The sequence below is a fragment of the Tessaracoccus aquimaris genome, from assembly GCF_001997345.1.
Lineage (GTDB): Bacteria > Actinomycetota > Actinomycetes > Propionibacteriales > Propionibacteriaceae > Arachnia > Arachnia aquimaris.
The window spans coordinates 159,014-175,223 of record NZ_CP019606.1; the positions used below are offsets into that span (position 1 = coordinate 159,014).

Annotated in this window: 10 protein-coding genes and 1 pseudogene; 6 read left to right on the top strand and 5 right to left on the bottom strand. The window is 68.6% G+C overall.

Annotation, left to right across the window (positions count from 1 at the left end; translation table 11 throughout):
• Positions 1-25: 25 nt before the first annotated feature.
• Together BW730_RS00750 and BW730_RS00755 are read left to right on the top strand one after the other, a co-directional pair.
• Complete coding sequence (locus tag BW730_RS00750) at positions 26-5,131, top strand: LamG-like jellyroll fold domain-containing protein (RefSeq protein ID WP_145952659.1); 5,106 nt, start codon at positions 26-28, stop codon at positions 5,129-5,131.
• 131 nt (positions 5,132-5,262) lie between these two features.
• A complete protein-coding gene (locus BW730_RS00755) occupies positions 5,263-7,140 on the top strand; it encodes a YveK family protein (protein ID WP_077684641.1) in 1,878 nt (625 codons plus the stop codon).
• On the opposite strand, the gene BW730_RS00760 is transcribed toward BW730_RS00755, so the two are convergent.
• From BW730_RS00760 to BW730_RS00785, 5 genes are all read right to left on the bottom strand, one after another.
• On the bottom strand, positions 7,053-9,362 hold the full coding sequence (locus BW730_RS00760) for a right-handed parallel beta-helix repeat-containing protein (RefSeq protein ID WP_145952660.1): 2,310 nt from the start codon (positions 9,360-9,362) through the stop codon (positions 7,053-7,055). The genes BW730_RS00755 and BW730_RS00760 overlap by 88 nt on opposite strands.
• Before the next feature lie 145 nt (positions 9,363-9,507).
• Positions 9,508-10,893: a metallophosphoesterase gene (locus BW730_RS00770; RefSeq protein WP_158522437.1), complete on the bottom strand. Its 1,386-nt coding sequence runs from the start codon at positions 10,891-10,893 to the stop codon at positions 9,508-9,510.
• A 211-nt stretch (positions 10,894-11,104) separates the two neighbouring features.
• Positions 11,105-11,755: a YveK family protein gene (locus BW730_RS00775; protein ID WP_158522438.1), complete on the bottom strand. Its 651-nt coding sequence runs from the start codon at positions 11,753-11,755 to the stop codon at positions 11,105-11,107.
• Between the two features lie 134 nt (positions 11,756-11,889).
• Entirely contained in the window at positions 11,890-13,362 is a 1,473-nt protein-coding gene (locus BW730_RS00780) for a metallophosphoesterase (protein WP_158522439.1), read from the bottom strand.
• Positions 13,363-13,521: 159 nt separating this feature from the next.
• Positions 13,522-14,178, bottom strand: coding sequence for a helix-turn-helix transcriptional regulator (locus tag BW730_RS00785; protein WP_158522440.1), 657 nt, complete (start codon positions 14,176-14,178; stop codon positions 13,522-13,524).
• Positions 14,179-14,297: 119 nt separating this feature from the next.
• On the opposite strand from BW730_RS00785, the gene BW730_RS00790 reads away from it, so the two are divergent.
• The 4 genes and pseudogenes from BW730_RS00790 (at position 14,298) to mobA (ending at position 16,155) form a co-directional block, all read left to right on the top strand.
• The gene (locus BW730_RS00790; RefSeq protein WP_335340871.1) at positions 14,298-15,020 is read left to right on the top strand and encodes a GTP 3',8-cyclase MoaA; all 723 of its coding nucleotides are present in this window, start codon (positions 14,298-14,300) and stop codon (positions 15,018-15,020) included.
• Positions 15,017-15,268 carry a GTP 3',8-cyclase MoaA family protein gene (locus BW730_RS20110; RefSeq protein WP_335340872.1) on the top strand — a complete coding sequence of 84 codons (252 nt, stop codon included), beginning with the start codon at positions 15,017-15,019 and terminating at the stop codon, positions 15,266-15,268. Before BW730_RS00790 ends, BW730_RS20110 begins: the two co-directional genes overlap by 4 nt.
• Positions 15,269-15,321: 53 nt before the next feature.
• Positions 15,322-15,561, top strand: a complete 240-nt coding sequence (locus BW730_RS00795) for a MoaD/ThiS family protein (RefSeq protein WP_226996938.1) — start codon at positions 15,322-15,324, stop codon at positions 15,559-15,561.
• 55 nt (positions 15,562-15,616) lie between these two features.
• Positions 15,617-16,155 (top strand): annotated as a pseudogene (mobA, locus tag BW730_RS18865) (molybdenum cofactor guanylyltransferase).
• Positions 16,156-16,210: the final 55 nt, after the last annotated feature.

The window sequence follows — 16,210 nt, forward strand, 5'->3', positions numbered from 1 at the left end:
CGCCTGAGGACAGGACCAAAGCACCATGCGAACATCCCACCGACGGGCCACTGCGCTCGTCACCGGCCTCACAATGCTGTGGACCGGGCTCATCACGACCGCCCCCGCCACCGCCGCTCCGGCGCCCATCCAGCCGCAACCCGCGACCAGTGTCACCGCAGACGCGCTCCCGACGGTGCAGATCAACGGCGTCGTCTGGTCGACCGACATGGCGGGCAGCAAGGTCTACTCGGGTGGCTCCTTCACCCGGGCCCGCCCCGCAGGCGCCTCGCTCGGCGTCAACGAGACGGTGCGCAACAACCTGCTCGCCTTCGACGTCACCACCGGCAACCTCGACACGAGCTTCGCGCCCGACCTCAACGGCCAGGTGCTCGACGTCGCGGTATCCCCGGACAAGACGCGCGTCTACGTCGTCGGCGACTTCACCACGGCCAACGGGCAGGCGCGACGCAGGGTCGCCGCGTACAGCACCGCCACGGGCCAGCTCATCACGTCGTTCAACCCCGTGGGCGTGAACTCGAGGGCGCGCGCCGTCGCCGCGACCAACGACACCGTCTTCGTCGGAGGCGGGTTCGCGGGCGCGGGCAACACCGGCCGCACGAACCTTGCGGCGTTCCGGGCCTCCGACGGGGCGCTGCTGCCCTGGAACCCGACCGCCGAGCGCGCCGTGTGGGCGCTCGCCGTCAGCCCCGACGGCGCCAACGTCTTCGCGGCGGGCCAGTTCACCACGATCAACAGCCAGCCCGCCTATGGCCTGGCCAAGATCAACGCCACCACGGGCGCTCTCGACCCCAGTTGGGCACCCATCGTGCGCAACGGCGGCGACGACGCCGCGGTCGGTAGCCTGCGGGCTCAGGGCGACCAGCTCTACGGCACCACGTGGCACTTCGGCCCCGGAGGCAACCTCGAAGGGACCTTCAAGGTGCCGATGTCGACCGGCAAGGTGGCATGGGTCACCGACTGCCACGGCGACGCCTATGACGCGGTCCAACTCCAGGGCACCGTCTACGTCGCGACCCACGCCCACTACTGCGGCAACATGGGCGGTGGGCATCCCCAGTACTCAAGTTGGCGGTTCCAGCACGCGCAGGCATGGAGCGACACCGTCACGGACGAGATCCTCAACGAGGTTCACGGCTACCCGAACTGGCACGGCCAGGCCCAGGGACCCGCGATGGTCAACTGGCTGCCGACGCTCGCCATGGGCAGCTACACCGGCCAGTACCAGGCAGGCTGGAGCCTGACGGGCAACGACAACTTCCTCGTCTTCGCGGGCGAGTTCCCGCGGGTCAACGGCACGGCCCAGCAGGGCCTGGTGCGCTTCGGTAAGCGGCCCGTGGCGCCCGGAACCCAGGGCCCGCAGTTCGACGGTGGCGTGTTCCGCCCCGAGGCCATCGCCCGCGGCACAGGAAGCGCCCGCGTCACCTGGCAGGCAGGCTACGACCGCGACGACCTCAACCTCACGTACCGCCTGTACCGCGGCGGCACCCTGGTCAACACGCAGAACGCCGCCTCCAACTGGTGGACGCTCCCCGCGCTCGGCTACGTCGACACCGGCCTCACGCCCGGCAGCACGTACCAGTACCGCGTGACCGCCTCCGACCCGGGAGGCAACACCGTCTCCTCGGCGACCATCAGTTACACCCACTCCAACGCCGCCTCCCCGAACGCCTACGCACAGTCGGTCGCCGCGGCCGGGGCGAGCCTCTACTGGCCCCTCAACGACGCCAGAACCGCCACCCCGATGACCATCCGAGACCGCGCCGGGTTCAACGACGCCGTCGCGGACACCGACGTGACGGCCGGTCAGCCCGGCGCCATCGCGGGCGACGCCGCCATGAGTTTCGGCACCGCGCAGCCCGCCGAGGCCTGGGGGCGCGCATACGCGAAGGGCACCCAGTACGCGCCCGACACGTTCTCCGTGCAGGCCTGGATCAGGACCGACACCACCCAGGGCGGCCGGATCGTCGGGTTCGGCGACCTGCAGCAGGGCGACTCCGGCCACCATGACAGGCACGTCTACCTGACAAGCGACGGCCGCGTCGTGTTCGGAGTGCGCGCCACCGACGGATCCAACCGGACCGTGGCAAGCGGCGCGTCCTTCAACGACAACCAGTGGCACATGATCACCGCGACCATGAGCCCGAAGGGCATGGAACTCTACGTCGACGGAGTGCGCGTCGGCAGGCGCACCGACACCACCCAGGGAGAGACCTACCTCGGCTACTGGCGCCTGCAGGGCGACACGCTCGGCGGCTGGGCCTCGCGCCCGGCGAGGGACAACTATGTAGGCGGCATCGACGAGGTCGCCGTCTACCCGACCGCGCTGACCCAGGACACCATCGTCGCCCAGTACGCGGCAAGCGGTCGAACGGCCGTGATCCCCAGCGCGCCGGCCGACGCCTACGGTGCAGCGGTCTACGCCGACGATCCCGACCTGTTCTGGCGCCTCGAGGAGAGCGCAGGGACAACCGCAAACGACTCGGGCAGGTCGCTGAACCCCGGCACCTACCGCAGCGGCGTCAGCCAAGGTGCCACCGGCGTGCTGACCGGCACGAAGGCGGCGCAGTTCGACGGCTCCGACGATGTCGTGTTCTCCAATGCGCAGTTCTCCAACCCGACCCAGTACTCCACCGAGGCGTGGTTCAAGACGACCACGACCTCCGGCGGCAAGATCATCGGGTTCGGCAACGCGCAGCAGGGCCAGTCGTCCAACTACGACCGGCACGTCTACATGCTCGACAACGGCCACCTCGTCTTCGGGGTGTGGACCGGGACGATGAACACCATCGAGACAGCCACCGCGTTCAACGACGGCGGCTGGCACCACGTGGTCGCGACCCAGTCCGGCGCGGGCATGAGACTCTATGTCGACGGCGACCTGCAGGGCACCAACCAGCAGGCCGAGTCCCAGCCATACGACGGCTACTGGCGCGTCGGCGGCGACACGCGGTGGGGCGGGTCCAGCGACTACTTCAACGGCGTGATCGACGAGGTCGCCGTCTACAGCGGAGCCCTCTCCGCCTCGCGGGTGGCCGCCCACTACGCGGCCGCGGGAGGCGTCGTGAACCAGGCGCCGAGCGCCGAGTTCGTGACGAACATCCAGGAGCGGCGCGTCACCTTCGCAGGCACGGGAACCGACCCCGACGGCACCATCGCGTCCTACGCGTGGGACTTCGGCGACGGCCAATCCTCCGCTGAGCAGAACCCGACCCACGTGTTCACCGCGGACGGGAAGTTCAGCGTCAAGCTGACCGTCACCGACAACCGTGGGGCCACTGGCAGCGTCACCCACGACGTCACGGTGGCGGCGGCGGGGCTTCCGACGGACGCCTACGGCGCGGCGGTGATAGCCGACGGGCCCAGGCTGTACTGGCGACTGGGAGAGAGCAGCGGCACCGTCGCCAACGACGCGAGCGGCGGGCACAGCACCGGCGAGATCGTCGGGGCCCCGACGCTCGGCAGGCCGGGCGCGATCCAGAACCCGAACACCGCCATCCTGTTCGACGGCGACGGCAAGTACGTGACGTCGTCGGACTCCTTCGTGAACCCTCAGGTCTACAGCAACGAGGCCTGGTTCAGGACCACCTCCACGACAGGCGGCAAGGTGATGGGCTTCGGCTGCAGTTACCAGAGCCCGTCCAACTGCTACGACAGGCACATCTACCTGCAGCCCGACGGCAAGGTCGTGTTCGGCACCTACACCGGCGCCACGAACACCATCACGACCGACGCCACCTACAACGACGGCCAGTGGCACCACGTCGTGGCGACCCAGTCGTCGGCCGGGCTGCGTCTCTACCTCGACGGGCAACTCGCGGGCACGAACCCCGCGACGGCGGCCGAGGGGTACACCGGATACCTGCACGTCGGCGGCGACAACACCTGGGGCTCCGATCCCTGGTTCGACGGCGAGATCGACGAGGTGGCGTTCTACCTCACGGCCCTGAGCGAGCAGCGGGTCGCGGCCCACTACACGGCGGGCATGCCGCAGCCGAACCAGCCGCCGGTGCCCTCGTTCACGCTCACGCAGAACCTGCTGAGCGTGAGCGTCGACGCGAGCGGCTCCTCCGACCCCGACGGCAGCATCGCCTCCTACGCGTGGGACTTCGGCGACGGAGCCACAGGCAGCGGCGCGACGGCGACCCACGCCTACGCCGCGGCAGGCACCTACACCGTCGCCCTCACCGTCACCGACGACAAGGGCGTGAGCAGGCAGAAGTCGCAGTCCGTGACCGTCCAGGCGGCCAACGTCGGGCCGACCGCCGCGTTCACGTCGACGCTCAACGACCGCGCGCTGAGCGTGGACGCCGCCGCCTCCCACGATCCGGACGGCACCATCGCCTCCTACGCGTGGGACTTCGGTGATGGGGCCACCGGTAGCGGGGCGCAGGCCAGCCACACGTACACGTCGTCGGGTACCTTCGAGGTCACCCTGACGGTGACCGATGACAGGGGCGCCACCGACGTGGCCAAGGAGTCGATCGTCGTCGCGGCGCCCACCGTGATCGCCTCGGATGCGTTCCAGCGCACCGTCGCCAACGGGTGGGGGAACGCAGACGTCGGAGGGACGTGGACCCGTAGCGGGGCCGCGGCCAACTTTGCCGTCGCGCCCGGCAAGGCCAGCATCGCGATGGCGGCGGGCAGCGGTCCGTCTGCCTACCTGAACGGCGTGTCCGCGCGCGACGTCGACCTCACTGCGACGCTGAGCTACGACAAGCCAGGCACCGGAGGCGGCGCGTACGCGTCGTTCATCGTGCGTGCCAACGGCACGTCCGACTACCGCACGACGATCCGCATGACGGCCACCGCCGTGACGGCCGACCTGAGGCGGAAGGTGGCCGGGGCGGAGACCGTCCTCGGCACGGCGACCATCCCGGGCGGTGCGCTGGCGGCCAACCAGTCGCTCAACATCAGGCTGCAGGCCGTCGGTGCCAACGCGACGACGCTGCGGGTGAAGGTGTGGCGCACAGGCACCGCCGAGCCGACGGCTTGGACGCTGTCGTTCAGCGACTCGAGCGCGGGGCTGCAGCAGGCGGGTTCCGTCGGCATCTACAGCTACCTGTCCGGGTCCGCGACGAACGGGCCGATCAAGGCGCAGTTCGGGGCGTTGTCGGTGACGCCCGCATAGCCCCCACAGAACCGGGCCGGCCGCCACAGAAGGTGGTCGGCCCAGTTCGCCGCCCGCGCCCCGAGCCGCCCGGCGTAGGATGGGCGCCACGCGCTGACAGGTGCGGTTCCGCTCGTCGGCAAGGGGGCTCGATGACGTTGCAGGACCTCTTCCTGGCACTTCGCCTGCGCTGGTACGTGCTGGCGGGCGCTGCGCTGCTGGGGGTCCTTGCGGCGGGCGCGATCCTCCTCGTGACGCCGAACACCTACATCGCGACCGCGACCGTCGCCCTGCGCTGGGTCGGGCCGCAGCCCGGTGTCGCCGAGGTCAACAACGCCCGCTACCTGACGCGCGAAGCGCAGACCGTCGCGCTGCTCGTCGAACGGCGCGACGTTCTCGCCAGCACCTCGGAGTTCGTTGGCGGAGGCGAGACGGCGGAGTCGCTTGCCGGGAGGGTGACGGCCGCCGTGCCGATCGACACCCAACTCGTCCGGATCAGGGGAGCGGCCGGGGGGCCAAAGGCGGCGACCGACCTGGCCAACGCTGCCGCCCGGGCGGTTGTCGAGCACTCGGCGGGGGAGTCCCTGTCCCCAAGCGTCGACACGACAGTGGTGGTCCCTGCACGGGTGCCTGCGGGCCCCGCCCTTCCGCTGCGTGGCGCCTACCTGGCCACCGGCCTGCTCGCCGGGTTGATGGTCGGCGTCGCAGGCGCGTTGCTCTCAGCGCGACGGGCATCGGCCCCTGAGGAGACCCTGCCGGTGCCCGCCGGAGCAGAGGACGGCGGCCTCAGCCACGCCGAGGTGCGACTGGTGTCCTATCTGGCCTGGGTCATCCTGATCGCCGCGTCGATCCCGTGGCGCACCGGAACCTTCTACGAGGGCGGTGCCGATCCCGTCGTCATCGCCAAGGCTGGGCTGAGCCTGATCGGCCTGGCGCTGGGGGTGTGGGCCGTTTCACGGTCGCCGGTGCTGCTGCCGGTGCCCGCAGTGCCCGTGCTGATGCTCGGGTTGTACCTGGGGGTCACCGTGGTCGGCGGGATCGCCAACCAGACGGCGAGCGCCGCCATCGTGGTCGCGGTGCGCGTCTCCATCCTCGGGGCGACACTGTGCCTGATGGCCGCCGTCATCCCCGCAGCCGACCTGATGCGGAGGCTGGTCCACGTCCTGGGTGTGCTGGTGTTCGTGGGGGCGGGAACAGGGATGGTGCTCAACGACGCGGCCCGTCTCGGGGGCGCGATCCCGATGCTCAACCCGAACCTGCTCGCCCTGATCGCGGCGATCATCGTGATGTGGGTGATGTCGAAGGTATTCACGGCCAGAGAGGGCGCGTTGGAGTTCTTCGTCGCCGCGGCCTGCGTCGTGATCATCCTGCAGACCGGGTCACGCACCGCGCTTGCCGCGCTCGGCGGGTCGGTGGGCGCGATGCTGCTGCGCTGCACGGCCCTGCGGACCAGGACCCTCACGCTTGCCGCCCTGAGCATTCCGGTGATCACGCTCGTGGCGCTCGGCACCGACATCCTGAACTCGGTGTTCACCCGCGGCGGCACCCAGTCGGTGTCCGGATTCAGCAACCGGTCGATCGCGTGGGAGGCGGCCGCGAACCTGCAACGCGACGGCTGGGGCACCTGGTTCGGGCAAGGGTTGGCGCAGAAGGAGATCAGCGTCCCTGGCCAGTGGTGGAACACCCAGATCCTTGACAGTTCCTGGGTGTCCGCACTGGTGCAGGGCGGCTACCTCGGGGTCGCGATCGTCGCCCTGCTGACCGTGATGGTGCTCATCAAGGCCCTGTTCGCGCCGCGCTCCCTCGGACCGCTGTGGTTAGGCCTCACCCTCTACCTCGCCGTCGGAGGGTTTCTCGAGAGCGGCCTGTTCGACGGGACGGTCCAGTTCATGGTGTTCCTGGTGGCGTCCCTGGCGGTCTGTGGAGCACGGCGCTCAGGCGGTCACCAACGGCCGAGCGTCTTGGAGCCAGCCGGTCGACCGATGGCCGAGGCCACGTCGGCGGGCAGCGCCTCGGCGATGTTGGCCTGATCGGCCTTGAGGCTGGCCACCAGGTTCAGGGACGAGTCGAGGACCGAGGCGCCAGTGAACTCCTTGCCCTTCTTCTCCTGCCCGGTCGTGGACTGGAACGCCGCCAACGACGAGAACACGTAGGGGTTGACGTTCACGTTCGCCCGCGACCAGATCGCGACCCACTGGGGCTGCGACGCCGAGGAGCGGTGATAGACGTTCGAGTTGGCGGTGATCTTCATCTGTTCCGCGCTCTTGGTGAACGAGTAGTCCTCGACGCAGAGCAGGCAGTTCGCCGCGCTGCTGGAGTTGGCCATCACGTTGTTGCGGACCGTGACGGGGCCGAGCGTCCAGGGCATCGTCGGATCGGGGAACGCCTGGCGGGGGTCGACGGCCTGATCGTTCTTGTTCGTGTTGCGACGGGTGTCCTGCACGAGGTTGATCGGCCGGGAGTTCCCGGAGAAAGTGTTGTTCCAGATCTTCACGTCGCTGGTGTTGTTGACCTGCAGGCCGTACTGCGCGTTCCCCTTGAAGGTGTTGTCGCCGACGATCGCCTTGGCCGAGATCTCGAGGAAGAGTCCGGTGGCGGTGTTGTCGTTGAACTCCGACTGACGGAACACGGAGTCGTAGACCGAGAGGTCCTCCCAGAACCCGTAGGCGTAGTTGCCGGAGAAGCTTGAGTCGGCGACGCGGACGCCGCGGGTGTGGCCGAGCTTCACGCCGCCCGCGTTCGGGGCGATGTTGAAGCGCTCGTCGTTGTTCTTCGTGGCGGAGACCTTGGAGAACGTGATGTTGTCGGCGAAGCGACCGTGGATCCCGAGCATGCCTGCGCCGGTGACGCTCACCTGGTTCAGGGTGACGTTCTCACGGAGCACGCTGATGCCGGTGGTCGCCGCGTCCTGCACGACGACGTTCTCGAGCCTGACGCCAGGCTGCTCGACGGTGACAGAGCCCATGTGGAACACCGATGGGGCGAAGCGCTTGATGCCGATGCCTCGAACCACCGAGTCGGCACCGCGGATGCTCATGCCCTTGACGATGGTGCTGGCCTCGACGCTCTGCCCCGACGGGTTGGTGCCGATGTAGAGCTTGGAGGTGGCCTCGTCGAGGTAGAAGGTGCCCGCCTTGACCAGGGAACGGCTGTTGACCTGCTGGAGCGGGACGCCCGCGACGAAGACCTGGTCGGGGTGGGCCGCCATTGGGTAGGACTTGCTGATGAACTGCCACCCGGGGTCGGTCAGATCGGCGGCGCCCTGCGTGTAGGTGGGGGAGGCGTCGAAGCGCGTCGTCCAGCCGTCCTTGCGCCACGCGGTGCCGTCGGCGACCCAGCCGGTGACTGGTGAGGCACCGTCGAGCCAGACGCTCTCCTTTGGATAGTTCTGCACCGTCACCTTCTTGCTGATGGTGACGCTCTCCCGGTAGGTGCCTGCGCGCACCACGACGGTGCCGCCGCTCGGCGCGAGCGTGACGCCGCGCTGGATGGTCTTCACGGGCGCCGCGAGGGTGCCGGCGGCGGAGTCGTTGCCGCTGGGTGAGACGTAGATCGCACCGGACGGCGCGGTGTACGAGGCGGAGCCGACCGGCACCGAACCGGCCTTCGCGGGAGTCGGCGTCGGCGTTGGGGTGGGTGTGGGGGTCGGCGTCGGCTTGGGGGTCGGCGTCGGGGTGGGCGTGGGCGTCGGCTTCGGGGTCGGGGTCGGCGTGGGAGTCGGCGTCGGGACCGTGTTGCCGGTCGAGGGGACGTGGAAGGCGATGGCTCCGCGGGTCCATCCGGTCAGCGACCCGGCGGTGGCCGCGGTCGCGAGGCGGTGTTTGCCGGACTTGGTGTAGCTGTAGACCGGCTGGGTGCGGCCCGTCTGTGCCGCCGCAAGCGCGTAGAAGCGGGCGCCCTGGTCGGCGTAGCCGTTGGTGATGGCCGTGGTGTAGGCGGTGCTGCCCGCGAGCGCCTCCTGGAAGTCGCCGGTGGAGGACTTGAAGAGGCGGTGGACGGCCGTCAGGCCGGTCTGTTTGGTGGTGGCGGCCTTGAATGGGGTCCCGAGGTTGGTGGTGTAGCCGTACTTGGTCGCCGAGGTGGCCTCATCGCTCCATGGGGTGACGATGCTGACGGTGGTGGTGGGGTTGGCCACCTGGTAGATGGGCTTGGTCATGGTGTCGACCGGGTCGGCGTGGGCCGCAGGGGCCGCGGTCAACGCCAACGGGAGGGCAAGGGCGAGGCCGAGACCGGCTCGCAGGAGGGTACGCACTGCTTGAGGGCTTTCTGTGGAGGTGTCATGGGCGCCGTTGGGGGGAGCCGGCGCTGCTCGGGTGGCCGCGCCCGTCACGGTTCGGCCGGGCGCGACCATCTGCGCTGTGTCAGCGGGTGAGGCTGTGTCAGCGGGTGAAGCGGTGTCAGCGGGTGAAGTTGAGGCCGGTGGTGGTGGTTTCGGGGGCGAGGGTTTCGTTGGTTTTGGGGGCGTAGACCCAGTTTTTGAGGGTGCCGTTTGCGACGTTGATGGTGATGAGTCTGACGGGGTTGGTGGTGCGGCTGTGGTAGGTCTGCATGAGGCTGATGATCTTGTTGCCGTTGGTGCCGGTGTCGGTGCGGGTGGCTGCGGTGCCGGTGTGGCCGGAGACGACGATCTTGATGTTGGGGTAGACCTTGATGAGGGTGTCGTAGAGGTGTTTGGGTGAGGTGGCTCCGTAGCCGCCGTTGCTGGTGCTGATGGTGGCGTCGCCGTTGAGGTAGGCGTGGGTGGAGATGATGATGTTGTGGTCGGGGTTGGCTGCGACGATCTTTTTGGCCCAGTCGATGGCGCCTTGGCGGGGCCAGAGTTCGAGGTTGAGGACCATCCATTTTTGGCCGGCTGCGGTGAAGGTGGAGTAGGTGTTGTCGACCTTGCCTGGTTCGTAGGCGCCCTTGATGGTGGGGAAGGTGTTCAGGGGGAAGGCGGTGTTGAAGGCTTTGGTGTCGCGGACGGCGAGGTTGGTGTTGACGCCGGGGCAGGCGGATCCGCCTTGGCAGACGGCTGCGGTGTCGTGGTTGCCGATGGTGAGGGAGTAGGGGATTTTGCCTTTGAGGGGGGCGAGGCCTTTTTGGGCGCGGGTGTATTGCTCGGGGGCGGCGTTGCCCCAGTCGACGACGTCGCCGATGTGGGTGACGTATTTGAGGTTGAGTTTGGTGGCGTTGTTGACGAGCCAGGTGGAGCGGTCGGCGAGGCGGGTGTCGGTGTCGCTCCAGGTTTCTTGTTGGGTGTCGGGGATCACGGCGATGGTGAAGGACTCGCTTGCCCCTGCGGGCGGCACCGTCACCGGCGGGACAGGGACCGTGGTGCCAGCGGAGGGGACGTGGAAGGCGATGGCCCCCCGGGTCCAGCCGGTCAGAGAGGCGGCGGTGGCAGCCGTCGCGAGGCGGTGCTTGCCGGACTTGGTGTAGCTGTAGACGGGCTGGGTGCCGGTCTGCGCCGCCGCAAGCGCGTAGAAGCGGGCGCCCTGGTCGGCGTAGCCGTTGGCGATGGCCGTGCTGAAGGCCGTGCTTCCCGCGAGTGTCTCCTGGAAGTCGCCGGTAGAGGCCTTGAAGAGGCGGTGGACCGCGGTGAGGCCGGTCTGTTTGGTGGTGGACGCCTTGAACGGGGTCCCGAGCTTGGTCGAGTAGCCGTACTTTGCGGCGGACGTCGCCTCATCGCTCCACGGCGTGACGATGCTCGCATTGGTCGTCGGGTTGGCCACCTGGTAGATGGGCTTGGTCATGGTGTCGACCGGGGCGGCATGGGCCGCCGGTGCCATGGTCAGCAGCATGGGTATCGCTAAAACGCCGCCGAGGGCGGCTCGCATGAAGGTACGCACGGTAATGCTCTCCTGTTGTGGTATGGCCGCCCCCGGTGGCCTTGGCCTCCGGTGCTCTCCGGAGGCCGCTGGTGAGTGATGCGCATACCATAAAACATGAGAGGAACCTGAAACAAATTCAGGAAATATTCAGCTTAAGCGTGAAGTCACGCTCTTTTCGTGGCTAATCCTGAGAAGGCTGAGAGCCTGCGCGTCGTGCCGCGACCCTCGATCCGACCGCATTCCAGGCCAACGCGCCGAGCAATCCGATGGCCAGCCCCACCGCTGCGCCCATGCCGTAGTAGAGCGTCGGCTTCGGCGCCGAGGGCGAGGTCGGAAGCTCGGCGTCCACCGCCGTCGAGACGATGACAGGCGACGCTCCGTCGATCGTCTCGATGCTGCTGATGAACGCCGCGAGGTGTTTGGCGGCCGCATCCGCCAACTTCTTGGCCTGCTCCGGCGTCGCACCGACGGCCGTGATGTTGATCAGGGGAGTGTCGGTGGGGTTGCTGGCACTCAGGTCGGCGCGCAGTCGGGTGTCGGTGAACTCGGCACCGAGGTCGTGCCGGACGCCCTCGAGGACCGGAGTGCTGAAGATCAGCGCCGGATAGGACCTGGCTCGGGCAACGGCGTACTGGGCGGCGATGTAGTTGGCGCCGGTCGTCCTGCCTGGGATTCCCTTGACGAGTTGCGTAGCCGTTGCCGTGTAGGTCGGGGTCGCGTAGTGGAGCCCGATGGCCGCCAGGCCGAAGCCGAGCCCGATCCCCAGGGCGAGCATCCACCAGTAGCGAAGTAGGAGCGCCACCAACTGCCCTACCCGGAACTCCGTCGCCATGGATCCCCCGATCTCGCGGACAACCGTGAAAACGTCCGTCTCGCTGACCAGGATATCCATTCGTTCAGAGCCCAGGTGTGCGGCGTCTGGTACTGACGAGACGTCGGGAGGGGCGCCAGCACCCGGCCCAGGTGTCAGCGGGTGAAGTTGAGGCCGGTGGTGGTGGTTTCGGGGGCGAGGGTTTCGTTGGTTTTGGGGGCGTAGACCCAGTTTTTGAGGGTGCCGTTTGCGACGTTGATGGTGATGAGTCTGACGGGGTTGGTGGTGCGGCTGTGGTAGGTCTGCATGAGGCTGATGATCTTGTTGCCGTTGGTGCCGGTGTCGGTGCGGGTGGCTGCGGTGCCGGTGTGGCCGGAGACGACGATCTTGATGTTGGGGTAGACCTTGATGAGGGTGTCGTAGAGGTGTTTGGGTGAGGTGGCTCCGTAGCCGCCGTTGCTGGTGCTGATGGTGGCGTCGCCGTTGAGGTAGGCGTGGGTGGAGATGATGATGTTGTGGTCGGGGTTGGCTGCGACGATCTTTTTGGCCCAGTCGATGGCGCCTTGGCGGGGCCAGAGTTCGAGGTTGAGGACCATCCATTTTTGGCCGGCTGCGGTGAAGGTGGAGTAGGTGTTGTCGACCTTGCCTGGTTCGTAGGCGCCCTTGATGGTGGGGAAGGTGTTCAGGGGGAAGGCGGTGTTGAAGGCTTTGGTGTCGCGGACGGCGAGGTTGGTGTTGACGCCGGGGCAGGCGGATCCGCCTTGGCAGACGGCTGCGGTGTCGTGGTTGCCGATGGTGAGGGAGTAGGGGATTTTGCCTTTGAGGGGGGCGAGGCCTTTTTGGGCGCGGGTGTATTGCTCGGGGGCGGCGTTGCCCCAGTCGACGACGTCGCCGATGTGGGTGACGTATTTGAGGTTGAGTTTGGTGGCGTTGTTGACGAGCCAGGTGGAGCGGTCGGCGAGGCGGGTGTCGGTGTCGCTCCAGGTTTCTTGTTGGGTGTCGGGGATCACGGCGATGGTGAAGGACTCGCTTGCCCCTGCGGGCGGCACCGGCGGGTGTGGTTCGGTCGGGGCCGTTGCCTGCCGCGTCGGCCTCCCGCCGTGATCCCCCGGACCCACGTAGAAGGGCTGCGCCGAGAGCAGCGACCAGCCGCCCTCGAGCAGTTCGTCGCGTTCGGCGTCGCCGACGGCGACCCGGGTCCCCGTCCCGATGCCCATCCGATACGCAGGCTCCGTGCAGCGCGAGGGCACGCTCGACGCGTAGAACTGCAGGAACTGCGGCCGGTATCCGCTCGCCTCCGCCGCCACCAGGTCCGCACCCTCGGCGGCCCAGGTGAAGTCCCTCGTTCCGGGGTGGTAGAGCCGCCAGACGCCGACCCGGTCGGCTCCGGGGTGCGACGAGACGGTCATGGCCGTCGCGTCGACCAGGTGGAATCCTTCCTCGACAGCGCCTGCCATCTCCCGGCCGAACTGGGTGAGCAGTGTCGCGCCGGACGTGGGGTCGGTCAGCGTCGCGACGGCGACGCCCAGGTCGGAGCATTCGGTGGGCTCTGCGACCGCTGGCACGGGAAGGAGCACAAGCATCAGGCTGACCGTCATGGCGAGCGCGGCCGAGCGCAGTGTCTGCATCGCTGACACCTCCCAACGCGTGGGGCGGGTACCGGTCGGGAGCGGCATGGGCCGACGTGACTTCGCTTGTGCGGCGGCACGGCGGCCGCCGATGCTCAATTCTAGACTCAGCCTGCCGCGGCGGATAGGCCGATCCCGAGGGGTACTGCGTGGCCGAGGTCAGGCGATGGAACTGTGCGCGCGAGCCGCGCCCTGCTCCTCGAAGGTCGCGGTGCAGATCCGCGGGCCGATGGCGAGCTCAGCGGTCTCCAGGCCCGCGCCGCTCTCGTCGAGGAAGCCGTCGAGGAAGCCGCGGTGCATCGCGCACACCAGCGGCAACTGCTCCGGCGCGATCGTCGCGCGGAAGGGGCAGCGGGTGAAGGTGACGGTCTCGTCATCGAGGGTGGTCCCGAAGCCCCGCTCGCCGAGGTGGGTCGCCAGATCGGCCAGGGCGATTCCCGACTGATCCTCCTGCGAGGCCACGCCGGCGCCCCAGGTCCGCCCGGCGCTCTCAGCCAGTTCGAAGGATCCGGGGGTCGGCTGGATGAAGCTCGAGATGAGCACCTGGACCAGTTCGGTCAGGTGCAGGTTGCTGATGGTGGGGGACTCGCTCGTAGCCGTGAACACCAGGGGCGGTCGGCCCTGGCTACCGGTGGCGTTGACGGCCCGCTCGACGTAGCCTGCCTCGACGAGCGCGTCCAGGTGGAAGCGCGCGGAGTTCTTGTGCAGCCCCAACTCGTTCGCGACGTCGATGACGGAGACGGGCTCGGAGGCCGACTGAAGGAATGCAAGCACACGTGCCCGAGTAGGGCCCAGTCCGTGTGGAGTGCTGATCATGTCTGTCATTGTGGCACCGGCCCTCTCATGGTCAGATCGTGGGTCGGCCAAGCCCAAGGTAGGGTTGTTGCATGCAGTTTAGCCAATTGCTTGATACTTACGGCAGAGTGGCGCGTGACTTGCGCGTTTCCCTCACCGATCGCTGCAACCTGCGCTGCACCTACTGCATGCCTGCCGAGGGTCTGACCTGGCTCCCCACCGATGAGACGCTCACCGATGACGAGGTCGTCCGCGTGATGCGGGTGGCGGTCGAACGGCTTGGCATCACCCGGATCAGGTTCACTGGGGGCGAGCCGCTGCTTCGGCCCCACCTCGACCGCATCATCGCGGGTGCGGCCTCCCTCCGGGGCGCAGAGGGGCGACCCGAACTGGCGCTGACGACCAACGGGCTGGGCCTCGACAAGAAGATCGACGCGCTCGCGGAGGCGGGTCTCGACCGGGTCAACCTGTCGCTCGACTCGCTCGACCCGCAGCGATACGCCCGCCTCACCCGCCGCGACCGACTCCCCGACGTGTTCGCAAGCATCGACGCCGTCGAGAGGGTCGGCCTCACCCCGCTGAAGATCAACGCGGTCATCATGCGCGGCGTCAACGAGGACGACATCGTCCCCCTCGCGCAGTTCTGCCTGGAGCGCGGCTACCAGTTGCGCTTCATCGAGCAGATGCCGCTCGGGCCGAAAGGGGAGTGGCATCGCGGCGACATGGTGACCGCGGCCGAGATCCTGGCCGCGCTGGAGAGCCGCTTCCTGCTCCACGCCCTCGACGAGCCGCGCGGCTCTGCGCCGGCCGAACTCTGGGGGTCGCGCCGGACCAGCGACAGCCGGGCGGTCGCCTTGGGGTGATCGCATCGGTCACGAATCCATTCTGTGGCGCGTGCGACCGGACGCGGATCACCTCCGACGGGCAGGTCCGCACCTGCCTCTTCTCGCAGCGCGAGACCGACCTGCGCTCCATCCTGCGCGGCGGGGGGAGCGACGACGACCTCGTGGCGGCCTGGACGGGTGCGCACGGCGGCAAGGCGAGGGCGCACGGCATCAACGAGATCGGATTTGTGCAGCCGGAGCGCACCATGAGCGCGATCGGCGGCTGACGACACACCGCCAAGGGGCACCCGCCCCGGGGCAGACGACAGAAGGAGTGGGCGTGCAGGTCAGGTTCTTTGCGGGGGCGGCCGAGGCCGCGGGCGTCGACGAGCGCGAGGTCGGTGGAACAGGTCTCACGGGCGAGACGCTGGTCGCGCTGCTCGCGGAGGGTAATGAGCGGCTCGGGCAGGTGCTCGGCGTCAGTTCGCTGCTCGCCGACGGCGCCCGGGTCGGCGACCTGTCCGCCCCGCTCGACCAGGTGCGGCGCATCGACGTGCTGCCCCCGTTCGCGGGCGGCTAGGCCTCCCGTGGCTGCGACGTGGGGAGTGCTGCTGGGCGGCGGCCGTTCCTCGCGGATGGGCACCGACAAGCTTCGGCTGCTCGACGGCGACACGTCGCTCGCCGCTCGCGGGGTCGACGCGCTGCTCACGGTCGTCGACCGGGTCATCGTCTCGTCCCCGAGCGGCCGGACGTCGCCCGTGACGGCGTCAGTTTCGTGCTGGAGGATCCGCCGTTCGGCGGGCCCGTCGCGGGCATCGCTGCGGCACTTGGAGCCATCGACGCCGACGACGGCGAGGTCTACCTCCTGGCCGGCGACCTGGTCGCCCCCGCAGAGATCGTCGACCTGCTGCGCGCCCACGACCTCGACGGCGACGGGGTCGCGCTGATCGACCGTGAGGGCTGGCCGCAGTACCTGGCGGGCAGGTACCGGCTCGCCGCGCTCCGACGCGTGCTCGCGGGCGAGTCGAGGGACCGCTCGGTGCGTCGCACCTTCCGCGTCCTCGACCTGATCCTGATCCCAGCAGAGAAGGATGTCACTGGCGACGTGGACACCCCAGAGCAGGCCGAAACCGCCGGACTTCGCTTTCCGGAACCCGCTGCTGACCAGGCCTGATAGCCCTTCGGGTGATGGTAAATTCAATTAAATCTGACAAACAGTAGTAGATCTG